General features: G+C 51.7%; 17 protein-coding genes and 2 tRNA genes. 8 read left to right on the forward strand and 11 right to left on the reverse strand.

Annotated features, from left to right (window positions below):
• Window positions 1–471: 471 nt before the first annotated feature.
• From FYJ85_RS15880 to FYJ85_RS15890, 3 genes are all read left to right on the forward strand, one after another.
• Window positions 472–1,365 (forward strand): amidoligase family protein, encoded by an 894-nt coding sequence (locus tag FYJ85_RS15880; RefSeq protein ID WP_154419477.1) that lies wholly within the window; start codon window positions 472–474, stop codon window positions 1,363–1,365.
• Window positions 1,366–1,391: 26 nt separating this feature from the next.
• Window positions 1,392–2,129, forward strand: a complete 738-nt coding sequence (locus FYJ85_RS15885) for a class II glutamine amidotransferase (protein ID WP_206213239.1) — start codon at window positions 1,392–1,394, stop codon at window positions 2,127–2,129.
• Between the two features lie 142 nt (window positions 2,130–2,271).
• Window positions 2,272–2,853 carry a recombinase family protein gene (locus FYJ85_RS15890; protein ID WP_106054110.1) on the forward strand — a complete coding sequence of 194 codons (582 nt, stop codon included), beginning with the start codon at window positions 2,272–2,274 and terminating at the stop codon, window positions 2,851–2,853.
• 244 nt (window positions 2,854–3,097) lie between these two features.
• On the opposite strand, the gene FYJ85_RS15895 is transcribed toward FYJ85_RS15890, so the two are convergent.
• The 5 genes from FYJ85_RS15895 to FYJ85_RS15915 all read right to left on the reverse strand — a co-directional run bounded on the left by FYJ85_RS15895 (window position 3,098) and on the right by FYJ85_RS15915 (window position 6,076).
• Entirely contained in the window at window positions 3,098–3,961 is an 864-nt protein-coding gene (locus FYJ85_RS15895; protein WP_106054109.1) for a lysozyme inhibitor LprI family protein, read from the reverse strand.
• Window positions 3,961–4,785 (reverse strand): toxin-antitoxin system YwqK family antitoxin, encoded by an 825-nt coding sequence (locus FYJ85_RS15900; protein WP_158704104.1) that lies wholly within the window; start codon window positions 4,783–4,785, stop codon window positions 3,961–3,963. The genes FYJ85_RS15895 and FYJ85_RS15900 overlap by 1 nt, the downstream gene beginning before the upstream one ends.
• A 366-nt stretch (window positions 4,786–5,151) precedes the next feature.
• A complete protein-coding gene (locus tag FYJ85_RS15905) occupies window positions 5,152–5,289 on the reverse strand; it encodes a hypothetical protein (protein ID WP_154419480.1) in 138 nt (45 codons plus the stop codon).
• Window positions 5,290–5,494: 205 nt separating this feature from the next.
• Entirely contained in the window at window positions 5,495–5,911 is a 417-nt protein-coding gene (locus tag FYJ85_RS15910; protein WP_106054107.1) for a hypothetical protein, read from the reverse strand.
• A complete protein-coding gene (locus FYJ85_RS15915) occupies window positions 5,912–6,076 on the reverse strand; it encodes a helix-turn-helix domain-containing protein (protein WP_154419481.1) in 165 nt (54 codons plus the stop codon).
• Window positions 6,077–6,438: 362 nt separating this feature from the next.
• Here FYJ85_RS15915 and FYJ85_RS15920 point away from each other — a divergent pair, with 362 nt between their 5' ends.
• On the forward strand, window positions 6,439–9,072 hold the full coding sequence (locus FYJ85_RS15920) for a terminase gpP N-terminus-related DNA-binding protein (RefSeq protein ID WP_106054106.1): 2,634 nt from the start codon (window positions 6,439–6,441) through the stop codon (window positions 9,070–9,072).
• A gap of 124 nt (window positions 9,073–9,196) precedes the next feature.
• Here FYJ85_RS15920 and FYJ85_RS15925 read toward each other — a convergent pair whose 3' ends face one another.
• Both FYJ85_RS15925 and FYJ85_RS15930 read right to left on the reverse strand, forming a co-directional pair.
• Window positions 9,197–9,379, reverse strand: coding sequence for a hypothetical protein (locus FYJ85_RS15925; protein WP_106054105.1), 183 nt, complete (start codon window positions 9,377–9,379; stop codon window positions 9,197–9,199).
• Between the two features lie 428 nt (window positions 9,380–9,807).
• A tRNA-Arg gene (locus tag FYJ85_RS15930) sits at window positions 9,808–9,884 on the reverse strand.
• Between the two features lie 257 nt (window positions 9,885–10,141).
• Between FYJ85_RS15930 and FYJ85_RS15935 the strand changes: the two genes are divergently transcribed.
• Window positions 10,142–12,244, forward strand: a complete 2,103-nt coding sequence (locus FYJ85_RS15935; protein WP_154419482.1) for an alpha-L-rhamnosidase-related protein — start codon at window positions 10,142–10,144, stop codon at window positions 12,242–12,244.
• A 97-nt stretch (window positions 12,245–12,341) separates the two neighbouring features.
• Here FYJ85_RS15935 and FYJ85_RS15940 read toward each other — a convergent pair whose 3' ends face one another.
• The 4 genes from FYJ85_RS15940 to FYJ85_RS15955 all read right to left on the reverse strand — a co-directional run bounded on the left by FYJ85_RS15940 (window position 12,342) and on the right by FYJ85_RS15955 (window position 16,509).
• The gene (locus FYJ85_RS15940) at window positions 12,342–12,866 is read right to left on the reverse strand and encodes a NanQ anomerase/TabA/YiaL family protein (protein WP_106054102.1); all 525 of its coding nucleotides are present in this window, start codon (window positions 12,864–12,866) and stop codon (window positions 12,342–12,344) included.
• A gap of 86 nt (window positions 12,867–12,952) precedes the next feature.
• Window positions 12,953–13,036 (reverse strand) — tRNA-Leu (locus tag FYJ85_RS15945).
• 178 nt (window positions 13,037–13,214) lie between these two features.
• Window positions 13,215–15,059 (reverse strand): type II secretion system protein GspD, encoded by a 1,845-nt coding sequence (locus FYJ85_RS15950; protein WP_106054101.1) that lies wholly within the window; start codon window positions 15,057–15,059, stop codon window positions 13,215–13,217.
• Window positions 15,060–15,081: 22 nt separating this feature from the next.
• Complete coding sequence (locus FYJ85_RS15955; RefSeq protein ID WP_177995268.1) at window positions 15,082–16,509, reverse strand: hypothetical protein; 1,428 nt, start codon at window positions 16,507–16,509, stop codon at window positions 15,082–15,084.
• A gap of 346 nt (window positions 16,510–16,855) precedes the next feature.
• Here FYJ85_RS15955 and FYJ85_RS15960 point away from each other — a divergent pair, with 346 nt between their 5' ends.
• The 3 genes from FYJ85_RS15960 (at window position 16,856) to FYJ85_RS15970 (ending at window position 22,147) form a co-directional block, all read left to right on the forward strand.
• Window positions 16,856–17,662, forward strand: a complete 807-nt coding sequence (locus FYJ85_RS15960; RefSeq protein ID WP_106054099.1) for a TrmH family RNA methyltransferase — start codon at window positions 16,856–16,858, stop codon at window positions 17,660–17,662.
• Window positions 17,663–18,119: 457 nt separating this feature from the next.
• A complete protein-coding gene (locus FYJ85_RS24205) occupies window positions 18,120–18,860 on the forward strand; it encodes a type II secretion system protein (protein WP_206213240.1) in 741 nt (246 codons plus the stop codon).
• A complete protein-coding gene (locus FYJ85_RS15970; protein ID WP_154419484.1) occupies window positions 18,857–22,147 on the forward strand; it encodes a family 1 glycosylhydrolase in 3,291 nt (1,096 codons plus the stop codon). Before FYJ85_RS24205 ends, FYJ85_RS15970 begins: the two co-directional genes overlap by 4 nt.
• Window positions 22,148–22,154: the final 7 nt, after the last annotated feature.

A 22,154-nucleotide genomic window follows, 5' to 3' on the forward strand; every position in this document is an offset into this window, starting at 1 on the left:
GTCGATGAATAACGAAAGTTGACGGAAGCCGAGACAAAAATCAGAACAGAAAACGCCGGAAAATCCGGCAAAAAACAACGTTTGAATCCGCATGAAAAACACATGGACAAAATTTCACGGATTCAGGAAATATTTTTCGACCAACTCAAGGCGACAGAGAGCCATATTCGGATTTCCCTGTATAGCTGACACATTCCAAATTCTTCCCCTATGGTATTTCTGAATTTCGTTCATTTTGAAATGATGGATCAAATCAGCCGATTTCTGTGAAATCTGTCCATTTTTTGGAACTCGCCCAAACTCTGTCTTTTCCTCCCCTTAAACTCGCCATTTTGAAACCATTTTATATTATTATCGATAATTATATAAACACTCTAAAAACACTAACAAAATTATCTATATTTAGACTTGAATTATTTGGTCCATCATCTATCTTAAGCTATTGTAATACCAATACTTTAAGAGGTAAAAATGGACAAAATTGCAGAGCTCTCAGGAATGAGGTTTGGGGTTGAGATTGAAACTATCGGAATCAGCAGAAAAGACACCGTTTCAGCCATTCTGACAGTGGTTGGCGGCGAGATTGGACATGAAGGCGGCAGCTATGATAAATGGCACTGCATCGCTCTTGACGGTCGTAAATGGAATGCTGTTTCCGATGCTTCGATTGGTCGTGGGAATGCGGAAATTGTCAGTCCGATATTGACTTATCCTGACGACATTTCAGCTCTGCAGAATGTTATTCGGGCGATTCGAAAAAATGGAGGAAAAGTTAATTCGAGCTGTGGAATTCACGTTCATGTGGATGCCTCTTGCTTGAATGGGCGGCAATTGGGGAACCTCGCTAAAATCGTTTATAAGCAAGAGCCGTTGATTCTGCATGCACTCCAAATTTCTGAGGCTCGTTTGAACTCATATACAAAGCCGATGGAACCGTCATTTATTGAGAATGTTGATAAATATCGTCCTCATTCAATTGGGCAACTTGGTAAGCTGTGGTATAAGGATAATGACGACCACCATACAGAACACTACCATAGCTCTCGATACCACGGCGTGAACTTTCATTCTCTCTTTTATAGAGGAACAGTGGAGTTTCGTTGGTTTGAAAGCACTCTCCATGCGGGAAAGGTAAAAAGCTATATTCAATATTGCCTCCTGCTTGTCAACCGTGCAAGAGAAGTGAAATTCGCCGCCTCGAAGAAGCGCTGCCTCTCCATGGAATCGGCAAAATATGACATGAGGGTTCACCTCCTGAGAATCGGAGCCATTGGCGACGAATTCAAGACTATGAGAAAATTCTTGCTTGAGAATATGCCTGGCTGTGCCAGCTACAAGCATAAACCTGAGCAAAAGGTGGCATAACAATGTGCGGTCAATGCGGAATCATTTTGGGTAAGAAGCGTCGAACTCGGAAAGAACTGGAGGCTCTCGGCAATATGTTCACTTCGCTCCTTCAATATAATGAGCGTCGTGGTCGTGATGCCACAGGCATTTATATTGCAGATAAAAACGGAATCGGAAAAATTCTGAAAGCTCCTATTTCTGCGATACACCTGACGGAATCATCGAAATATCAGGAGGCGATTCGGAGTATCAACAATAAAACTGTGACTTTGATTGGACATACTCGCTGGAAAACGGTTGGAACGCCTATGGTGAATGGGAACAATCATCCGATTGCTACTGAGCGTTGTGTCGGCACTCATAATGGAACCATCATGAATCATAATGATCTTTTCCATGAGTTCGGTTGGCAGAGGACAGGACAGGTCGATTCTGAGGCAATTTTTCGGTGTGCTGATGATTGCATTGATAAACGGGGAAGACTCGATATGGGGGAATTTTCGGAAAAGCTGAAAAAATTTCTTGGAACCATGTCTTTCATTCTTCACAATCGTCAAGAGCCCACCATGGTCTACATTGGAATCGGCAATATGCCGCTCAGCCTTCGGTATAACTCAAAACTTCGCTGCTTGTGTTACTCGTCCGAACTGATGCCTCTGGTGATGGCGGGGAAAGGATATAGAGGATGGCATCTCCAAACACAATCGCCTATGACACTTTTTCGTTTTGACATCGCTGATTTAATGAGGAGGGATTCTGTCCCAATGATTTTCAATTTATAACGTAGAATTCGAACACAAATTTTTTAAAAAGAGGTGTTCCAAAACGTTTCTGAAAATCGATGATTTTTTGAGCTCAAAATAGCCCCCAATATTTACTGTTTCAAAACGACCGTTTCGGAATGACGGCAAGGAGAAGCAAAAAATGCGTTGTGTTATTTATAGTCGAGTATCAACCGAAGAACAGAGTACAGATAACCAGCTTCGGCAACTTCGGGAATATGCGGATCGGCAAGGTTGGAATGTTGTTGAAGAAATTCGAGACATCGCCTCTGGAGGAAAATCCGCAGAAGAACGCCAAGGACTCAAGAAAGTTTTTATCATGGCAAGGCAACGGAAATTCGATGTTTTGTTATTTTGGTCGTTGGATCGTTTCTCCAGAGAGGGATCAAGAAAGACACTCGAATATTTGACTCGACTCGATAGTTATCACACGAAGTGGCATTCCTATACCGAAGAATACATTTCTTCGTTGGGGATTTTCTCTGATGCCATTATTTCATTAATGGCATGTTTGGCAAAACAGGAACGCATTCGGATTTCAGAAAGAACCAAGGCTGGATTGGCAAGGGTGAAGGCTAAGGGCAAAGTTCTTGGTCGCCCTACTGACGTGATTGCCGACACCGAACAGATCAGAGAACTTCGCCAGAGTGGATATTCTTTATCAGAAATTTCACAAATCACCGGGGTATCAAAAACTCGTGTTCATAGGCTTCTCTCCGCTTGAATCCGTTTTGAGAAATTGTTCAAAACAAAACGAATCCATTCCCCCCCAAAAGTGTCTTTCTTCGACTTTCATCTCCAGAACCTTCTGATCAAGAAATCTGCAGATTGCCGAGAAAAGACACTTTTCCCTATTACCGATTTCACTTCACTTCCATTTCTTTCTGAGCTCAGAAAGGTTTTTATATTATTATCGATTATAATATAAGAACTTGAAGAGAAATCATTATCGAAAATAATATACGAGATCAGTTGATCCGCTCCGTTGTCCAATGATTGATCAGAACGGAGTCAGAGTTGGGGATCTGATAGTTGAATTCCTTCTGCTGAAACACTCCTGCTTTATCAAGGAAAGACACTTTCACCATCCTGTCATTGATCGAAAGTCCTTGAATGGTGATTTTTCTACCAACGAGGTAATTGGCAATATTTCCCCCATTCTTCCAGATGGATAAGTTGCTTTCCGTTCCCATGCCGAAGCTGGATATTACGCCATAATTTGTCGGTTCAATAATTCCAATATGAAAAGTGTCTTTCCCAATCACCATCTTCCGACAAAATGGGATATTAAGTTGAGCGATGGTTTCAGTTTTCAGCATTCCATCCCGCCATTTATCCTCAGGTATTCTGAAGTCCAGTTCGCCGTGTCGCAAAGAAATACTTTTCTCCTGAAAGTGAACAGGCGCATTCCGCATGGCAATGAATGCTTGCCGTACCTCCTCAGGAACGGTCAGTTCCGTAAACCGATTTTTCAAGCGTTTTCCCTCACGTCCATACCGAAGCATCGGAGCAATCGAACCTTCTCCCATGGATTCGGAATTGCGGCGATCCATCAGGCGTTGCCATTCGGCTTGGTCTATGAGCAGTTTGATCCGTTCAGATTGGGAAAGTTTGGAGAGTTTATGGTCAAGGGCGGCTGCCACCTGCTCCTCGGCAAGCGCAACCAGCCCTCCTACGTTTCCGGTCATTTCAAGTTGCGTGATAACTTGCTCCTGTTCCGCTATAACCCTTTTCCCCAATTCCAAAGATGGAACCGGGGTACACCCAAGCAGGGTACACTGCAGGAAAATAGAACAAGCATTTATTACAAACTTTTGACGCAATTCTCCCATCACTTTCTTCTGCCGTCAGAATGATACTTCACAACATTTCGAGGTATGTCGTTATAATAAGTCGCAGTAGTCTCCGGTTGTCCATTTTCATAGTAAGAAATGTACTCACCATTTAACTTACCATTTTCATAATTTTTTTTGGCTTTGATCTGCCCACTTTTGTAATATTCAATGAGTTCACCTTCTTTCCAAAGTCGCAGGTATGGAGTATATTTATATTTTTCCAGCAATTCACCTGTTGGATAGTAAGAAATCGCCTCACCATAGCCACTCGCACCACCATGCACTTGATACTCTAAGCGCTTGGCTCCATTATCATAGTATTGAATTCCTTTTTGATCTTTTCCGTCTTTGTAGTAGGCGATGCTGACAATCTGACCACTGGCAGCATACGAAATATACGGACCATTCAGCTTACCATTTTTATACTCGAACTTGATTTTTTCTCCATTTGCAAAAGAGTCGGTTGCATAACCGGAGTATGGAGTCTGAGAATTTGCCTCGTAAGTTATTCCATCTCTCTCGACCAACGTATCCCGATGAACGCTCCTTTTTCCGAATATACCCCAGCAAATGAATCCTATTCCTGTGATAATCACAAGCAAAACTGGAATCGCAGTCCACAGAATTCTTTTATTGCGTAATAAGTTTTTCTTCGATAGAGGAAGGGAGGAAGCAATCGTGGACGAAAGTGGAATAGGTTCGGTTTGTTTGGAGATTGTGATTTGGACAGAACAACTTGGGCACGTGGTTTCCAAACCGTCCCATTCGTCCTCGGCTTCTAATTTGGCATTGCATGCGGGACACCTGAAATGAAATGACATTTTTGGCTCTCCTGTGGTTGTTTGAGTTTGACATGAAAAAAGGCACATCCCGAAGGAGTGCCCATCTCTACGCCTACCACAGCGTCTCAAAGTACACACAATCAGAATGTGCCAAATATTGACACACTGATTGCAAAAGCACTTTGAGGTTAACGTTTATCGAAGTGGTAGTTCAGAGATGGACGTTATTCATCAGCTTTATAATTTTATTTCAAGTATTGTTCGTTCTTTTTTACCTCACTTTTTGCTGTATGGTTCATGGTATTCAATATATCTCTGCCGAGTGAAAAGTCAACCATATCAACAAAAAAACCAAGCCGATTGGGCTTGGCTGTACTGTGTGGTAGGCGTAGAGGTCTTCGGGATTCACTCCTGATAACATCCCCCAATAGTTGCATTGGGATATTGCTGTTGAGCAATCAGCCGTGCCCTTGAAGCATCGACTGCCTCAATGATGGTTTCGAATACCGTGGTGCGAGTTTGAACGACGACTCTGAATTTCATGAAAAATCCTCCTTGGTTTGTGTCGTCTACAGATAATCCCAATTGGCTAAATTTCAAGTCTTATTTTAAAGATAAAGCATTAATAGATAAACATATATACAATAATAAAACATGATAATCCGGGGCATTCTGGGAACGATTGCGATTCTGTCGATAAAAATTCACGAGAACTGTTAATTGCGCCCAGAATCGCCCCGGATAGGCTTCATTTTGAAGAGAAAACGAAATCGATGATTTCTTTTTGTCTTTGGCGATATTCTGCCGCTTCATCATCAGAGTCAGCCATCGCCTCTTGATATTGATAATATTCGTGTTCTCGACCGATCATCTCCGCAACTGAACGTGAAACAATTCGATATTGGGTCGAATCATCGAGCTTGTCGGTGAATGAATTGATGCGCCTTTCTGCTTCTTCTTTTGTATCAAACGCAAAAAACTTCAACACTCCGGCTTCGACAAAGAGCGCAAAATATTCTTTGTCATCCGGAAAATTGATATGAAAATCTGAGCTTGCATTATAAATTACACGTTCAAACTGTTCATTATATCCAGCATCCAATAGTCCTTGGAGCACTAATCTGATTTCACTGAGCAAGGTTTCCATAGTTGCTGCATTTTCCATTTATTTTCCCTCCGTTAAAATTTTTTCAATAAGGTTCTCTTCGTAATAGACTCGTTTCCCGATTCTGATTCTGTTCAATTTCCAGCGGCTGAGGGTACGTGCCGAAATATTGAGGAACTGTGCCACTTCCTGAGTGGTCAATAAATTACCATTTTTATTTTTCATTGTATTTTTTCTCCTTACAGCGTTCATCGCTGCCATCAATGGAAAAATATAAAAAAATATGAAAATCGGAACTTTCTGCCGGATTTTCCGACAGGAATATTTTTTCGAGAAACTTCCCCGAAAGCTGGTTTCATGCTTCAAGAAAATTCAGATGGAGGGTGAAGCCATGGGAACAACTTCCTTGCGGATGCTTTATATATAAGTAAAATAGCACTCTGCCTACTTTCTGCAGATGGGTGAAAAAAATCCTCAATGTTAACATTTTTTTATAATCATCTATTTATGTCATTGAATGACAGACAGGGATACTGGCAGTCCGAACAACCCTGTTTTTCACTTCGGATATTAAGGATGAATATGTGATGATTACAAATACCAAGGATTTTATGACGCTCTTGGGCTTCCAAGAGAATGATCTTGTCAGTTGGGGAGCCTCAGCTCCTGACTGGCGTTTCCATAGGAGCATCGCCACGGCTGGGGAGCTCTGGCAGACGAATGAGTCGGCAGAAGCTGACAACTATAATATGTATTACTCGATTTCGAGTTTCAAGGGCAGAGGGAAAGCAACCGAGGATCAGGTGGACAAGGTATTCGAGCTTGTATTGGATATTGACTATGGGGCTCACCATAAACGTGCCGAATTCGAAAATCGTGATCATGCGTGGCAATACATCAAGGAACATTTTCCCAAGCCGACCATAATCGTTCATACAGGCGGAGGTTTCCAGCTCCACTATAAACTCTCGACTCCACTTTCAGGGGATGCCAATAAAAGGCACTTCAAAATGCTTGTGGCGGCAATAGCCCGCCACTATCGAGTGGATTTCTGTTTTTCATTGGAGCATTTGTTCCGTTTGCCGTTCTCACGCAACATCAAGTCGGGAGCCGAAATCAGAGAGGTATCCATCTTGGAAGTGAACCCGGAAATATCATATACACTTGAGGAAATTCAGGACAAGTTCCTTCCGTCCGATTTTTCATTGGAAGAACCGACATCCCATGCCGTCGAAAAAAGCAGAATCGCTTCCATTAAAAAGGATACGCAGTCATTATTTGACCGTAGCGCCGTTGCGTTTCAGCTTCTCATCAGATGTTTGAAGTTCATACCGGATGTTTCCGATAAAGTGCTCGAAACCGCAATCGTCAATGATCCGGTGTTGTTCGATCACTATCATCAAAAGCGCCGCTTGGTCAGAATGGACATCCAGAGAGCTCGAAACAAGGTAATGGAAGAATCCATAGAATGTGTCCTTCCTGTCGAGAAATTCCATCTCAGCAACCCGGATTTGAGTTTGTATGACAAGGTCAGGAATAAGTTCGATCAGCAGTTCTTCAATACCCGTTCTCCTAAAATCGATATCACGTTATCCATTCTTGACCAGTGCAATAAACAGGAAAAACAGGCGCTTCTCAGCTTGCCTTGCAGCAGCGGGAAAAGTACAGCCGCTTTGTTATTTATCGCCGCTCATGCTTCGGCGAATCGTCGCTTCTGGTTGGTGTCGGAAAAGATCGTCGATTGCAAGCGCAATGCCGATGCGTTGAGAAAGTTGAACTGTAATGCACTCGCATTTCATGGACGTGACGGGGAATGCTGCAAGGTTGATGAGCAGGTTTTCCGTCATCAGAATAAGAAGCGCATCTGTTCCGAATGTCCCAATCCATGCGGAGCGGAATTGAAGTATTGTGCCGATGAATACCGTTTGGATTTGCCCTCAGCGGATGTCGTTTGCTGTACGCATGCACACTATAAGCATGCGTTGGCAAACGGGCAATTTTCGCCCAATATTCATATGGTCATCATTGATGAAAGTCCTGAATTGCTTGAAAATTTCTCGTTTCAGCAAAAAGACCTCAGCATTTTGTATAAACACTTGGCTGATTATCCTCCCGTCCTTGAATTGGAGGCTGATATGGTGGCAATCGAACAGCTCTTATCCGATCACTCCTGTCGCCGTATCAAGCCGTTGAACTATGATTTTTCTGAAATATCCCGTTACCTCTTTATGCAATTCCATCGCAAGGCAATAGCCATGGAGGAGTTCGAGTTCGCATTGGAATTCTGTCAGTTCTTCGGAAAAAATAAGAATATTTTCGGAATAGCTAAGGATCAGCATTATGAATTCATCGCAGGGACAGTGAAACTTGAAACTTCCGTCCAAACTATCATTTTGGATGGATCAGCCAAACTTCAAAGCACAAAATGGAAAGGCTTTTCCATCATAGAATGCGACCAGTTGAAAACCGCTTATCCGAATACGCATATCCACTGTATTCTCGACAATCCTACCAAGAATAAGTTGTCGAACAAGAAGGTCTTCCAAAAAATTATTGACGCAACCGACGAGCTTCTTACTCAATCCGATATGAATACCATACTTTTTGCCAACAAGAACTTGAGTTCAGAACCCATATTAGCCAGGGCGATTGACCGCCTCAAACAAACCATCATCAGTAAGAATGGCAACATCATTCCGTTACCTCGTGGACAACATGTCGGCAGTAACGCAGGGAGAACAGCTCAATTTTCCGTGATTGCGATGAGTTTGTTCCGTACCGTTTCAGCCTATGCTCTCCAAACGGCAATCTGCCGTGATGAGGAAATCGACGCTGGCAGAATCTGGGGAGAAACGGTTTTCAATGGAAAGAAAGTGCTCATTCCCAAGTTTTGCCGTGACGGTTCTTTTGCGGATAAGATGATCAATCAGCAATACCTCAAAACTCTTGAGCGTGATCTATACCAAGCCATCATGCGTGGCTGTATCAGAGAGCATTCCGATGCCGAATATCACGTGATCGCTTTGGTCAACATTCCTCAGTTAGTCAATTTATTGAAACTTGATCTACCGAAATGTCATATTCATTTTCTCGAAAACGAAGTGCTCAATCTCTATTTTCAAGGATACTCCGAAGCCGAAATTGCCCAAAAAACCGGAATTGCCAAAAGAACGGTCAGGGATCAGATCCTTAAAGTATCCGAATATTGCCGCTTGGACTGATTCTCTCAATGAAAAAGAGTGGTTTACCTTAAGAATACTATAGGTATTCCACTCTTTTCTTCTCGCTTGTGTCTCCACCAGTTCAAGCGGATAAGAGTTCAAACTTCTATGCGACTCTAAAATTTTAGTTAACTGACTGTTCATCAATCATATCCATCCAGTCCTTGTAGTCTTCTCTCACAGGCTCCAACTGACTGAAACAATCCATGCAACAGATCATGTCATTACCGACTCCATAAGCGACTTTTTCGTTTTCGGCGATGAGTTTGAAACAAATCCAACAAAATTTACTATTTTCATTTTTCATTTATTATTCTCCTATTTGAGGACACAAAAAAGGGGTACTCAGAACAACAGACCAATGCTACCGCCTAGGCAGTAAGCAATTCAGCGTGGTTGTTCTGAGCACCCCTTGTGCTCCGTGAATTACTTTTATGTTATGCTAAATATGAAATACTAAATAATATAGCATTATATTTAAAAAAGTCAAATTTTGTTTGAAAAACAATAGATTGTCACCTTGAAAATCAGAAGGTGAGGAAGCGATTTCCATTTCAGAAGATTTCTGGAATGACACGAGCAACTTTCTCGTGAGTTCTTCTTCAAAACCGTATTTGTCTCTCCCTCAAATGGCTTTCGCAAAATTTTCGCAAATCTGAGGGGGAAATCCTGCTTTTTCCACACAAAAAAAGAGATCGTGAATTTTACCTCACGACCTCATTTTGAGCTTAAAAATGGTACACCCGACGAGATTCGAACTCATGACCTTCTACTCCGGAGGCAGACGCTCTATCCAGCTGAGCTACGGGTGCACCAGCGTTTGACCTTAATATAACGCGGTTACGGCTTTTTTCCAATCTGAATCGATGTTTTTCCGGGATTTTTTTCCTCTCCGGCGCCGGAGGGGGGAATCCGACGGAAGCGGAACGGCTTTTCACGCTGGCGGACAAGTCCGCAAAAATTCATTTTTTTCATCGAGAACCGGTATTTCTCCAGGCGAATCCGCTGTTTCCGGTCTATATTATTCCGGACACCGGAATGTTTATTCATCTTATATCAGGAGCGGTTTATGTTTTTCATCGGCGGTCCCGGCAATGCCTTCTGCCGGAAAGTGATTGTTCTCGACAAACCCGTATCCGGCGCATTCGCTGCCGTGATCGCGGACCCACACTCCTACGCCTGCCCCTCGTGGATGGAAATTCCCGGTATGGAACACAACTGGCTGCTTGCCGGCAGTCTCCTCAAATACCGGCTCTTCGTCAATGGCAGGACGGCCGGCATCGGTCCGGCACGTCCCGTCGATCCCGCCCGGACCGTCGAAACCCATTTCCCGCTGACCGGCATTCTTCACAAAGGCGTCAATGTGGTCGGCGTCATGTCGCGCGGCGAACGGTTCGGCTTCGCGCTCTCCATCCGCATCGACTTCACCGACGGCTCGTACCGCGAATTCGTGACCGGTCCGGACTGGAAGGTTCTGCTGGCCAATGATATCTTCTCTCCGGTCTGCTGGAAAAAGCCCGCACTGTCGTTTCCGAAGGGGAGTCCGGGCCCCGGCGAACAGCCGGAACATATCAACGGAGAGCGCTTCCCGTACGGCTGGCTTTCTCCGGATTTCGACGATTCGGCCTGGGAGCAGGCCGTCTGTTTAGCGGATGACAAGGCGTATTCGCTCGAACCGGCGCAGATTCCGCAATATCAGGAGACCCGTATCGCTCCGGTCAGCATTGAGCGTCTTGACGACGGCCGCATCGTCGTCGATTTCGGCCGCGCGGTTTTCGGCTCGCTCGAACTCGCCTGCCGCCGAGCCGCCCTCGTCGAAGTGCGGCTCGGCGAGGAGCTGCTGCCGTACGGAGGCGTCCGCTTTCAGATGCGGACCGGCAACTGTTATCAGGAAGGCTGGAGTTTCCCGGAAGGCGGCGCGCGGCTCTTTCAGTTCGGACTGCGTTCGTTCCGCTATGCCGAGCTAGTCGGCTATCCGGGCAAACTGATTCCGCGCAGCATCGCGGCACTGGCGCTGAACTCACCGTTCGACGACGGCGATTCGGCCTTCGACTGTTCCGATCCGCGACTCGGACAGGTCTGGCAGCTCTGCAAAAACTCAGTCAAGTATACGACGCTCGACGTTTATCAGGATTGTCCGAGCCGTGAACGCATGGCTTACGAGGCGGATGCCTACATCAATATGCTGACCCACTTTTCGGTCGAAGCCCGCACCCGCGTGGCGCGGCGCACGATCCTCTACCAGATGAACCACTATACCTGGCCGTGTGAATGGCGGCTTTTCATGGCGCCGGTCGTCTACGAGTATTTCATGCATACGGGTGACCGCGCCCTGCTCAAACAGGTTTACGGGCGGCTGACGGCCGAATGCAGCTTCCACCGGCTGCTGCGGGACGGCCTTGTGCCGGAGTTCCCGATGCGGGTCATCGTCGACTGGCCGCAGTCCTGCCGCGACAACTATGAATTCGGGCCGGACAACGCCGTGCCGAACGCCTTCGTCTACTGGTCGCTCGACACTCTGTCCAAACTGGCCGGTTATCTCGGGAAAAAAGCGGACTGCACCGAATTCGCCGCCCTCGCCGCAAAGGTGAAGCTGGCGTTCAACGAACGGCTGTTCGACCCGGAGCAGGAGCTCTTCGTCGACAATTCGAAGAGCCGCCATGCCGGATTCCACACGAACATGTTCGCTGTCGCTTTCGATCTGGTCGGGGCGGACCGGCTGGAGCGTGTCGCGGATTTCATCGACCGTTCCGGCATGAAGTGCAGCGTCTACGGCGCGCAGTTCTACCTTGACGCCCTGTTCAAGTGCCGTCGCGCCGACCGGGCGATCGAACTCATGACCGCTGATTCCGACCGGAGCTGGCTCAATATGATCCGGCTCGGGGCAACGGTGACGACGGAAGCGTGGAATCCGGAACTGAAACCGAACATGAGCTTCGTCCACCCGTGGGGAAGCGCTCCGGGCAATGTGATTCCCCGCCGTCTCTTCGGGCTGCAGCCGACGGCGCCGGGCTGGCGGGAATTCTCCTTCGACCCGCAGCCGGGACCGCTCGACTTCGGAACATACCGGCTGAAGACGCCGGCGGGAATCGTGGCGGCCGGCTTCGACCGCCGCAGCGGAGAACTCCGTTCCAGCTGTTCTCTCATGCGCAACGAGGAGTGTCCACGCTGAACTCCCTCCGCTGCCGTTCCCGGTACAGTGAACAAAGGAGCTGCCGCATACCTTGAGGTTTTGCAGCAGCCCCCTTGTTGCGGTGCGGTTGTTTCGGTTAAAGCGCGTTTGCGGCGATTTTGACGACAACCTTCACGACATGGCGCGGCGGCGTCGGCGGATACGGCTGCTCGGAGGCCACCGGACACTCGCGGCAGTAGAGTTCCCCGGCGCAGCTCACGCCGGGCATATGCCCCTCTTCCGGGAAAAATACGGCGAAGTTGCCCGGAACGAGCGTCAACGGAACCGATTGCTCGATCGCAAGCCGGTAAAACGCAATGTCTTTCTCCGCATTATACGGAACCGTCTCCTTCAAACCGGCGACGGAGCGGCAGACGATCGACTCCTCGCCGGAGAGCAGAAGCTGGATGTCGACGTATTTCCGGTGAATCTCGAGCTTGTCCGGGTCCGCATCGTGTGTCTCGTACCCCTGCACCATCGCATATACGCGGTCGCCGTCGAGCTCATAGCGGCCGGCCGGCGTCTCCGGCGTGCAGCCGGCCAGAAACGCCGACACCTTTTCCCATGCCTCCGGAGCCAGTTTCCGGTAGGCCGCAAAATTTTTCATCGAATCGTAAATCATCGGTTCAGCCTCCTGTCCTGCCGTGATGAAAAGCCGTGGAACGGGCTCAAAAAAAGGCGGTTGCAAAACCGCCCGTCATCTGAATCTGGTACCGAGGGCGGGACTTGAACCCGCATGGTCGTAACCGGTTGATTTTGAGTCAACTGCGTCTGCCATTCCGCCACCCCGGCACATGCTTTAAACCGAATATCGGCAATTTCTGAGCTCAACACTATAAGATTTTGAGTCTAGTGCGTCTGCCATTCCGCCACTTCGGTAATTCTTTATTAAAATAGTCGCTGTTTTTTGAAAATCAAGGCGGAACAAATAAAAAAGCGCCCCATTTCCGCAGGGGCGCTCCAGGCCGGATCATTTCTCCCTGTCCAGCAGGTACTGGTCGAAGCCGTATTCGTTTTCGTCGAACCCTCTGAGCCCGAAATTGCTTATCCGGCCGCCGATTTTCCCGGCCTCCTCCGCAAAATCCGCCGGGACCGGTGTTTTCGGATCGACCGGAATCACAGTCAGCACCGCGACCAGCTGCGACTTCTTCACCGTCTCGTTCTCGGCCGAGAAGAGCCAGCCGAGCACCGGAATATCGCCGAGGAACGGCACTTTGCTGACGCTGCGCACGAGTTCCGACTTCTCCAACCCGCCGATGTAGAAGGTTCCGCCGTCGTTTGCAACCTGAATATTCGTGTCGAGCGCCGCCATGCTCGTACGCGGCTCCCCGTTGCTTTTGAAGCCGATCAAATTCGTGTTGCTCATCGAAACCTTCACGATCGACTGTCTGCCGTTGATCTCCGGCGTCAGGGAAAGCGTGAAGCCGAATTCGGCCTGCTTCGTCACGCGGGTTTTGTCCTTCTTCGGCGCATAGGCGTACGCACGGCTCCAGTCGTCGAGCGTCGTCGTCACCGCCGGGGAGACCGTATCGTCGGTATACGAGATCGCGGCGTCGTAAGCCTGCGCAACGCGGCCGAGGTTCCTGCCGTCCGCACGCACGAATGCCGCACCGGAGTCGTTCAGCGAAAGCGTGTAATAAGTCCGTGTGTTGATCTGCGTCCGGGTCAGGACGACCTCGCCGTCATACGAAGCCGGATCGATCGAAATCGCCATCCCCTTCTTCTGGTCCACCGCGGAGAGCGTGTAGGCCGGTCCCCATTCCGAAACCACGATCGATTCGTTGAGCACGTTTCCGTTCCCGGCCGTCTCGGTTCCTTCGACGATGACCGGCATGCGCGTCACGTTCGAGACCATGCCGGTGGCGCGGTTCATGATCGACAGCCGCCCGCCGGTCACGACCTTCGCTTTGCTCCTCGCAACGAGAAAATCCAGATACTTCGAATTCCATTTCGGATTGAAATTGATAAAACTCGAATGCGATTCCCTGATCAGGTTCGACGCCACATTATTGGCCAACCGGTCCCAGCCGGACATATAGCGCGCGCCGGCAGCGAAAAGGTCGGCGCCGGGACCGTTTTTCCACGCCTGGAAATCCACGCCGAGATTGCCGTCGTTTTCTGTGCCGAGCTCATAGATTCTGTACTCAACCAGCGCTTCGGTCGCCGGAGCATCATACTGTTCAAGCACACTGCCGATGTTCCTGACCGAAGCCGGGGTCGAATAGAACAGCAGCGCATTGAGCCCCGTGTCGGCCCGGACGGCATCGATACCGCCGTCCAGCTCGACGCTGTCGCCGGAACGGATCATGCCGACCTGCCGGATCAGTTTCGCCAGCGAAATCGAGTCGAAATACTTCGGATAGTAGAGGAAGTATTTGCGCCCCTCCTCCGATTTCAGGTCCGGCTTATCGAGTTCGGTTACGATGGCGTCGATGCTCATGCCGTTCTCGACCGGTTTGAACCGGTATTCCTCGGCCGAGACGATCAGCATGCCGGTTCCGTCCGCGTACTTGACCGCTTCGACTTTGGTCAGGTTCGTATCGACCCGGCGCGAGCGGATCGCCGACATGATGTACGGCCGGATCTCATACGGATCGGCGTGTTTGAGGATATAGACCTTCGTGTAGACAAACGGATCGTTGTTCGTGTTGACGAAGGTGATCTCCTCCGTCTCCTTACCGATCTGGACGTTGAGCCGGGGCTGAACCTGGGTCGGCAGCGGTGCAGGCGTCGGCGTGTTCCAACTTTCGGCCGCAGCGCCGAACGAAAGGCCGGCGCCGAGCAGAATCAAAAACAGTTTTCCCGTTTTCTTCATGGCAGATTTCTCCTTTTTCGCGTCACTTTACGGCGGCGAGTTTCGCGGCCTCGATCACTTCCCCCGCGGCCGGAGGAACGATGGAGCCGTTTTCGACCGCCTCCGCCTTCATCGTGACGAATATTTTCATTTTGCTCTTCACCCTGCTTTCGGCGCCGAACAGATATTTCAGCACCGGAATGTCACCGAAAAACGGCATGCCGTTGTACTGTTCGACCTCGATTTCCTTGTCGAATGAGGCGATGAGCTTTTCGGCTCTGTTCTCGAGCGTCAACATCGAACCGAACGTATTGCTGTCGATGGTCGTGACGCCGAGATCGTCGGTTTCGACAAGGGAGTTCACGGCCAGATTCCATTCGCACATGAGCGTCAGCGCCCGGTCGGCCGGGTCCTCGCCGAAGCAGATGACCGGCATGCTCAGGTAAAAGGCGTACTCGGCGCCGTCTACCGCTTCGATCGTCGTCGTCTGTTCCTCATCCTTCCGGATGTTCTGGAACTGCGGGACGAATTTGAACCGGTAGGACGCATCATCCCAGCCGGTCGCCGCCGGAGAGGTGAAATCATTGACAACCGTGATTGCGGCAGAACCGGCCGTGTATGCCTTCCCCTTCTGCGCCAGCATCCGCAGAAACGTCGCATCGAAATTCGGCGCGACCATAATCCCTCCCCAGCCGGTCGCCGCCGAGAGCGGCCCTTCGGAAAGGATGCTCGTGAAATCCCTGATCTTCGAAAGCGAATCGAAGTCGGTAAAGTCGAAGCCGGTGGCGAAGAGTTCGGCGCCGGGACCGTTCTTCCAGGCGACGTAATCGATGCCGAGCTCGCGGAAATCGTTGTCGCTGACCATATAGACGTTCAGAGTCACCGTCATCTGCGGGACCGGCCGGTCGACCGCCTTCAGGAATTTCAGATATTCCTCCCCCTGCGATTTCGAGCTCTTCCAGTAGAACATGTTGGTCGGCGCATCGAAAAAGCTTGCGCCCGACCCGTATCCGCCCGGACGGAACGCCAGCGACAGGACTTCGCGCATGTTTTCGCTCGAACGGAAGAGCGGGCAGTAAACCCAGCGGTAAATGCCGTCGCCTTCGATGCCGATGCCGTTTTCGTCAACCTTGGCCGACGGATAGTCGAGCTTGGCGATCATATCGTCGATATACGGCAGCAGCGTATCCGAGGTCGAAACGACGAGGTACTGCTCCTTGCCGAGATAATCGAGACTCTGCACATCGGACTGGCTGTCGAACCGTTTCACGGCTCCGAGCACGTAGGGCATGAGGTCGTGCGCCTTCACGTGGTTGAGCCGGTAGGTTTTGCTGGTCATATAGTGCTGACCGCGGTCTTCGGTGAATACAATGGTTCGCTGTCTGTCCGTTTCTGCCGCAGCAGCGGCAGAAACGAGGCCGGCAAGCAGAAGCGCCCCGGACAGACTCCGGATTTTTGCATGTTTCATCATGGTTCCCTCCTTGGATGATCCCGCGGCCGTTGCAGCCGGAGATGCCGATAAATCAGCAGAAACCATGCCAGACGGGGAGAGGCCGGGCGGAAACAACACATAACAAATTGAATGTAAATGAATTCTGCCATTTCATCTATTTTCGTTCCTTTTTCGGGCATCGACAAAAATGTCTGGAAACGCGCAAGGCATTTACGATTTTTTCCGAAGAAATGCAATTCGGTCCCGGACGATCGGGAACCGTATGGAAAATCCCGTCATTTTTTCCGGCGGATCATGGAAAAAAACAGCTTCGGATGCTATTTTATCCGTCATCTGAAACAATCACGATTTTTAAGAAAAGCCCATGGAATTCGTCAAGATCACAAGTGCGCAGAACGACGCCGTCAAACACGTCATCAAGCTTCGGGACCGCCGTCCGCGTGAAAAGGAGCAGCTGACCGTTCTCGAAGGCTACCGTGAACTGACCCGCGCCCGGGAGTACGGCATGGAGCTGCTGGAGTGTTTCTTTTCCCCGTCCCATTTTCTCGGCGAAAACGAATTTCCGCTGCTGGAGACGCTCGCTTCGGAGGGAGTCCGGGTCGTGGAGGTCGCGCCGCAGCTGCTCGAGAAGATGGCGTACCGCGAACGCCCGGAAGGGCTGATCGCGGTCGCAAAAATGAAACGCCATACGCTGGCCGACCTGCCGGTGGTCGAAAACGGCCTTTACCTGGTGGCCGAAGCGGTCGAAAAACCCGGGAATCTCGGTTCGATCCTGCGCAGCGCCGACGCTGCCGGGGTCGACGGGCTCATCATCTGCAACAAATGCACGGACCTCTATAATCCGAATGTGATCCGGGCCAGCACCGGCGCCCTCTTTTCCGTACCGCTGGCGGAGGCGGAAAACCAGGAGGCGTACGACTGGCTGAAATCGCACGGGATCAAGACGCTCGCGGCGACGCCTCACACCGAGAACCTCTACACCGACGTCGATATGACCCAGGCGGTCGCGATTGTGGTCGGCACTGAACAGACCGGGCTTACCGAACTCTGGATGGAGCACTCCGATCTGCCGGTCCGCATTCCGATGCTCGGAAAAATCGACTCCCTGAACGTCGCCACCGCAACCACGATCCTGCTCTACGAAGCCGCCCGCCAGCGCAATTGGAAATAGCGGATTTCATACCGTGTGTGCAAGCTTCTGCAATAACGGACGGACGGCCGTGCGCGATTTTCAGGACCTATGGCCCGGCGGATTCCGAAGGTGCGGAACCTCCGGCCGCCGGAAGCATCCGCTTGCGCCGAAGGCGGGCTTTTCCCGGTAAATCTCACTTCAGGAAACTTGCGTACGACGTGATTTCCCCATTCGGCATTTGTCGGCCGGAATAAAACGTCCCGGCCGTTTTTCTTTATAAATTCTTTGGACTGGATTGATTTTTCTTCGCAAAATCAATCATCCGAATCAAAAAATCCAAGCCAAACCCTCTCCGCTGAATATAATTATAGCTGTGATCAAACGTATATCCGCTTGTCAGCCGGAGATGGGATTCAGCAAACAGCAAAGGAGTTTCAAGGCAGGTCGTCGTCCGTTCCCGCTATTTTCAACGATATTGTGGTGCAAAGGAGGAATCATGAAAAGTCGTCGTTTCACGTTGATCGAGCTTCTGGTGGTTATCGCGATCATCGCCATCCTCGCCGCCATGCTGCTCCCGGCGCTTCAGCAGGCCCGCGAACGGGCCAGAACGGTCCAGTGCATGAACAACGTCAAGCAGCTCGGAACCTATGCCGCCATGTACTCCGGCGACAATGACGACTACACCGTGCGGGCCAACGGCAACAACGGCCTCACCGACAACGAAAGCACCTGGCTGCCGCTGCTCTGGCGGTACACCGGACAGGGACAGGACCTGACCGGAAACGAGATTATCCTGAAGACCTTCGAGGGAGGAACCGTTTTCCGCTGTCCGTCGAGCAACTATCCGAAGGATCACAACATCTATGCCTTTTCCTACAGTGTGAATCTCCATATGCAGCTGACCAACGCCTGGGATGTCAGTACGGTCATCCAGCGGAAACTGACTTCCTTCCGGCGCCCGAGCGAAATCCTGTACATCGGGGACAACGGCTCCTACAACAGTTACATCCATCCGATTCTCCAGCGCGGCGGCATGGCGGCGCTGCTGAGTCCCGGCGCCCGGCTCCGGGCCAATACCGGCGCCCTCTCCTTCGCCGAGGGCGACGAACAGCCGCGCCATAACGGCGGCTCGATCCTGAATATGTGTTACCTCGACGGCCACGCCTCAAGCACCCAGGCGGGCCAGATCGATCTTTCCAGCGGTGCGTATGCAAGTTATATGTGGTTCGGTAAATGAGAAATCTGTTCGGAAAATCGATGTTGGCGTCGGCCTGCTGCCTCGGACTGCTTTTCAGCGCCTCCGGAGCAAAGCTGGTCGAAACGGTGAAGCAGGCCGATCTGGGCGTCGCCTGGGGCAATGCGAAGGCAAACCGCACTGCGGACGGCTCGATACGGGTCGAGGCGCTCACTGCGGACGGTCCGGCGGCGCTGAACGCGGGCAATAAAGTCGAAATCGCTCCGGGCGATGAGTTCACGGTCTCGTTCGAAGCGCGCGGCAATGTGAAGTTTCTGGTCATGATGAATTTTCCGGAGAGCAGCGTCAAGCGCATCGACCTGCTGCCGATGACGCAGCTCAACCCGGACAAATGGGAGAGCTTCACCCGCTCTTACCGGATGCCGGACGGCTGCAGCAAGCTGACGCTCGACTTCCTGGTCTGGCAGCAGACCGGATTTTTCGAGATCCGCAACTACCGGCTCATGGCTCCGGCGAAAAAGCCCGACACGATGGTGGTGGACGAATATTTCCGCAAGGGAGAATTCCGCAACAACGTGTTTTCCGCCACGGTCCCGGCCGGCTGGACGCGGTTCCGCTCCGGAACGGAACCGGATGCGGACTGCGGCGGCATCACGAAGGAGTTCACGCTGGTTTCCCCGCAGTTCCACTCGCTCGCCGTGCCGGTGCCGGCCAAAGGCGAGGTCGGCTGGAGCAATGCGGCGACGCCGGTTTACCGTCCGCTGCGGCCGTGGAACATCCTCGTGCAGTATCGTCCGTCCGACGATTTCTCCGGCGGGGAGCCGGTTTGCCGCATCACCTTCTACGACAAGGACGGCAAACCGCTGCCGAAGCCGGTCGAATACCTCCTGCCGGTGAAGAAGAATGCCGGCTGGAACACCGCGAAACACGAACTGCCGGCCTCCGCGTTTCCGGCCGACGCCGAATCGTTCCGGGTTACGCTCGCCGTAAAGCGCGGCGGCGGCACACCGGCCGGGAAGCTCTTTTTCGGGCTCGTCCGGATCAAGCTGCCGGTCACGGCCGGAACCTTCGCCAAAGTCCGCGGCAGTGAGTTCGCAAACTGGTTCACGCCCGGGCAGCCGGTCGTATTCAAGCCAGAAGGCGTCATGCCGCCAGATGCGCTTTCGGTCACCGGCAAGGTCACGAACGAGCAGAACGAGCTGCTCGACACCGTGACCGTCAGCGCCGCCGAATTCGAAAAGAACGGCTGGAAATACGAGCCGAAGGAGCCGGGACTCTATTACGTCGAATTCGAGGCGAAGACGCCGAACGGCTCCATTTCACTTGGAGAAGAGTATATGGAGCGGGCCATGGACAACCGGATCGGCCTTTACGAGCAGAAGCGGCAGGCGTTCGCAGTCATTCCGCCGCGCCGCAGCGACGGTACGGCCACACCGCCGGTATTCGGCTATCAGGTCGGCTACTCCCCGAACAGCACCCGCGGCGAAACCGAAGTCGAGCTGATCCGGCGCGCCGGTGCGGATTTCGCCCGTTTCCACGTGACCTGGTTCGAAATCGAGCCGGAGAAGGGAAAGTTCGACTGGGCGGGGCTCGACCGTCTCGTCGACAAGTGCGTGAAAGCCGGAATCAAGCCGGTGATCTGTTTCTACGGCACGCCGCGATGGGCGTCGAACACGCCGGACGACACGCGCTACGTCGTCCACGTCTGGGCCTACAACGCCTATGCGGCCAAAGATGTGAACGACTGGACCAACTTCGTCGGGCAGCTCGTCAAACGCTACGGCGACCGCGTCGACACGTGGGAGGTCTGGAACGAGCCGCATCTGCGCAACTACTCCTGCTACTGGCACGACACGCCGGAGAATTACGTCATGCTGCTCAAATCCGCCTACCAGACGATCAAGAAGCTCCAGCCGGAATCGAAGGTCTGGATCGGCGGCATGGCGCTGCGCTATCTGCCGTTTTACGAAGCGATCATGAAGCTCGGCGCCGGACCGTATTTCGACTATTTCGCAATGCACGGGCATGGACAGTCCATCGCGCCGTTCCATGCGCTCGACCGCAAATACGGCAGCGAGCCGCATCCGTGGGTCAGCTCCGAGTGGCATGCGAGCCTGATCCGCTACACGGACGCGGCCTACAAGCTGAATGAAAACCAGCGGACAGTCCGCATGATGCTCGACTTCTTCAGCATGGTCCGGCAGGGAGCCGAACAGATCGCGTTCTTCGAACCCTTCAACCTCGTCGAACGCGAAACGCTGAAGCTGCACACCGAAGGGGGAGCCCCGCTGAATCACTGCTCCGGCATCTTCCGCCGCCGCCCCTACTTCCAGCCCGTGCTCGGCGCAGTAGTCATGGCGACGTTCGACCGGGCGCTGGCCGGAAAGATCGGAATCACCGGGACCTACCGGTTCGGCAACCAGAAGGCCGCAGCTTTCACGAGCGATTACGGTCCGCTTCTCGTCGTCTGGCAGGAGACGGACAGGGATGAAAAGCTCGCGCCCGAGCTGGCCCCGGTCTTTGCGGAAGCGAACGTTCAAAGCTGGGAAGGCCGCCCGGTGAAAGAGCCCGGTTCGATGACGCTGCGGCCGCATACAATGTACTTTGCGTCGAACGTCACAATCCCGCCGGAGTGGCAGGATCGTCCGGATGTGCTGCGCGCCGACCGCCCGAAGCTCGAACTCGAACACAAGGTCAGGGGCGTTTACGGCGACAAGCCGCTCTTCGACGATAACGGCAAACTCATCGCAAAGAACGTCCGCTGGAACAACCGCGGTTTCAAGATCCACACCATGCCGGGCTTCGAACCGTTCCGCAAGGACGCCCGCTTCGCCGCAGCGCTCTTCGGCGACAGGCTGCAGCTCGTGGTGGAGACGCAGGACGACCTCTTCCACCAGCCCGGCGCAGGCGGCAATATGTGGCAGGGCGACGGGATCGAATTCGCGTTCGACGCCGTCGGCGACGGGTATGCGGACAGCCGGGTCGAATTCCTCGCATCGAAAACCGCCAAGGGGGACGAGCTCTTCAAGTCCGCCAACCCGACGCTGGTCGGCGACCTGCCGACCGAATGGACCACTCCGAACACAACGGTCAAATACGGCAAGGCGAAGGTCGAAACGCTCCCCGGCCAAAAGACCCGCTATCTGGTCGAAATGAGCATCTCGGAGCTCTACCCGCTCGTGCCGAAACCGGGGGACGACCTGCGGTTCTCGCTCATCGTCAACGAATCGGACGGAAAGAACCGGATCGGGCTGGCTCACTGGGCAAGCGGTATCTTCAACGGCAAGAAACCGGCGGAATACGGCGATCTCGTTCCGGCCGGAAAGTGACGGCACA

Origin of the sequence: Victivallis lenta, assembly GCF_009695545.1 — a bacterium.
GTDB lineage: Bacteria > Verrucomicrobiota > Lentisphaeria > Victivallales > Victivallaceae > Victivallis > Victivallis lenta.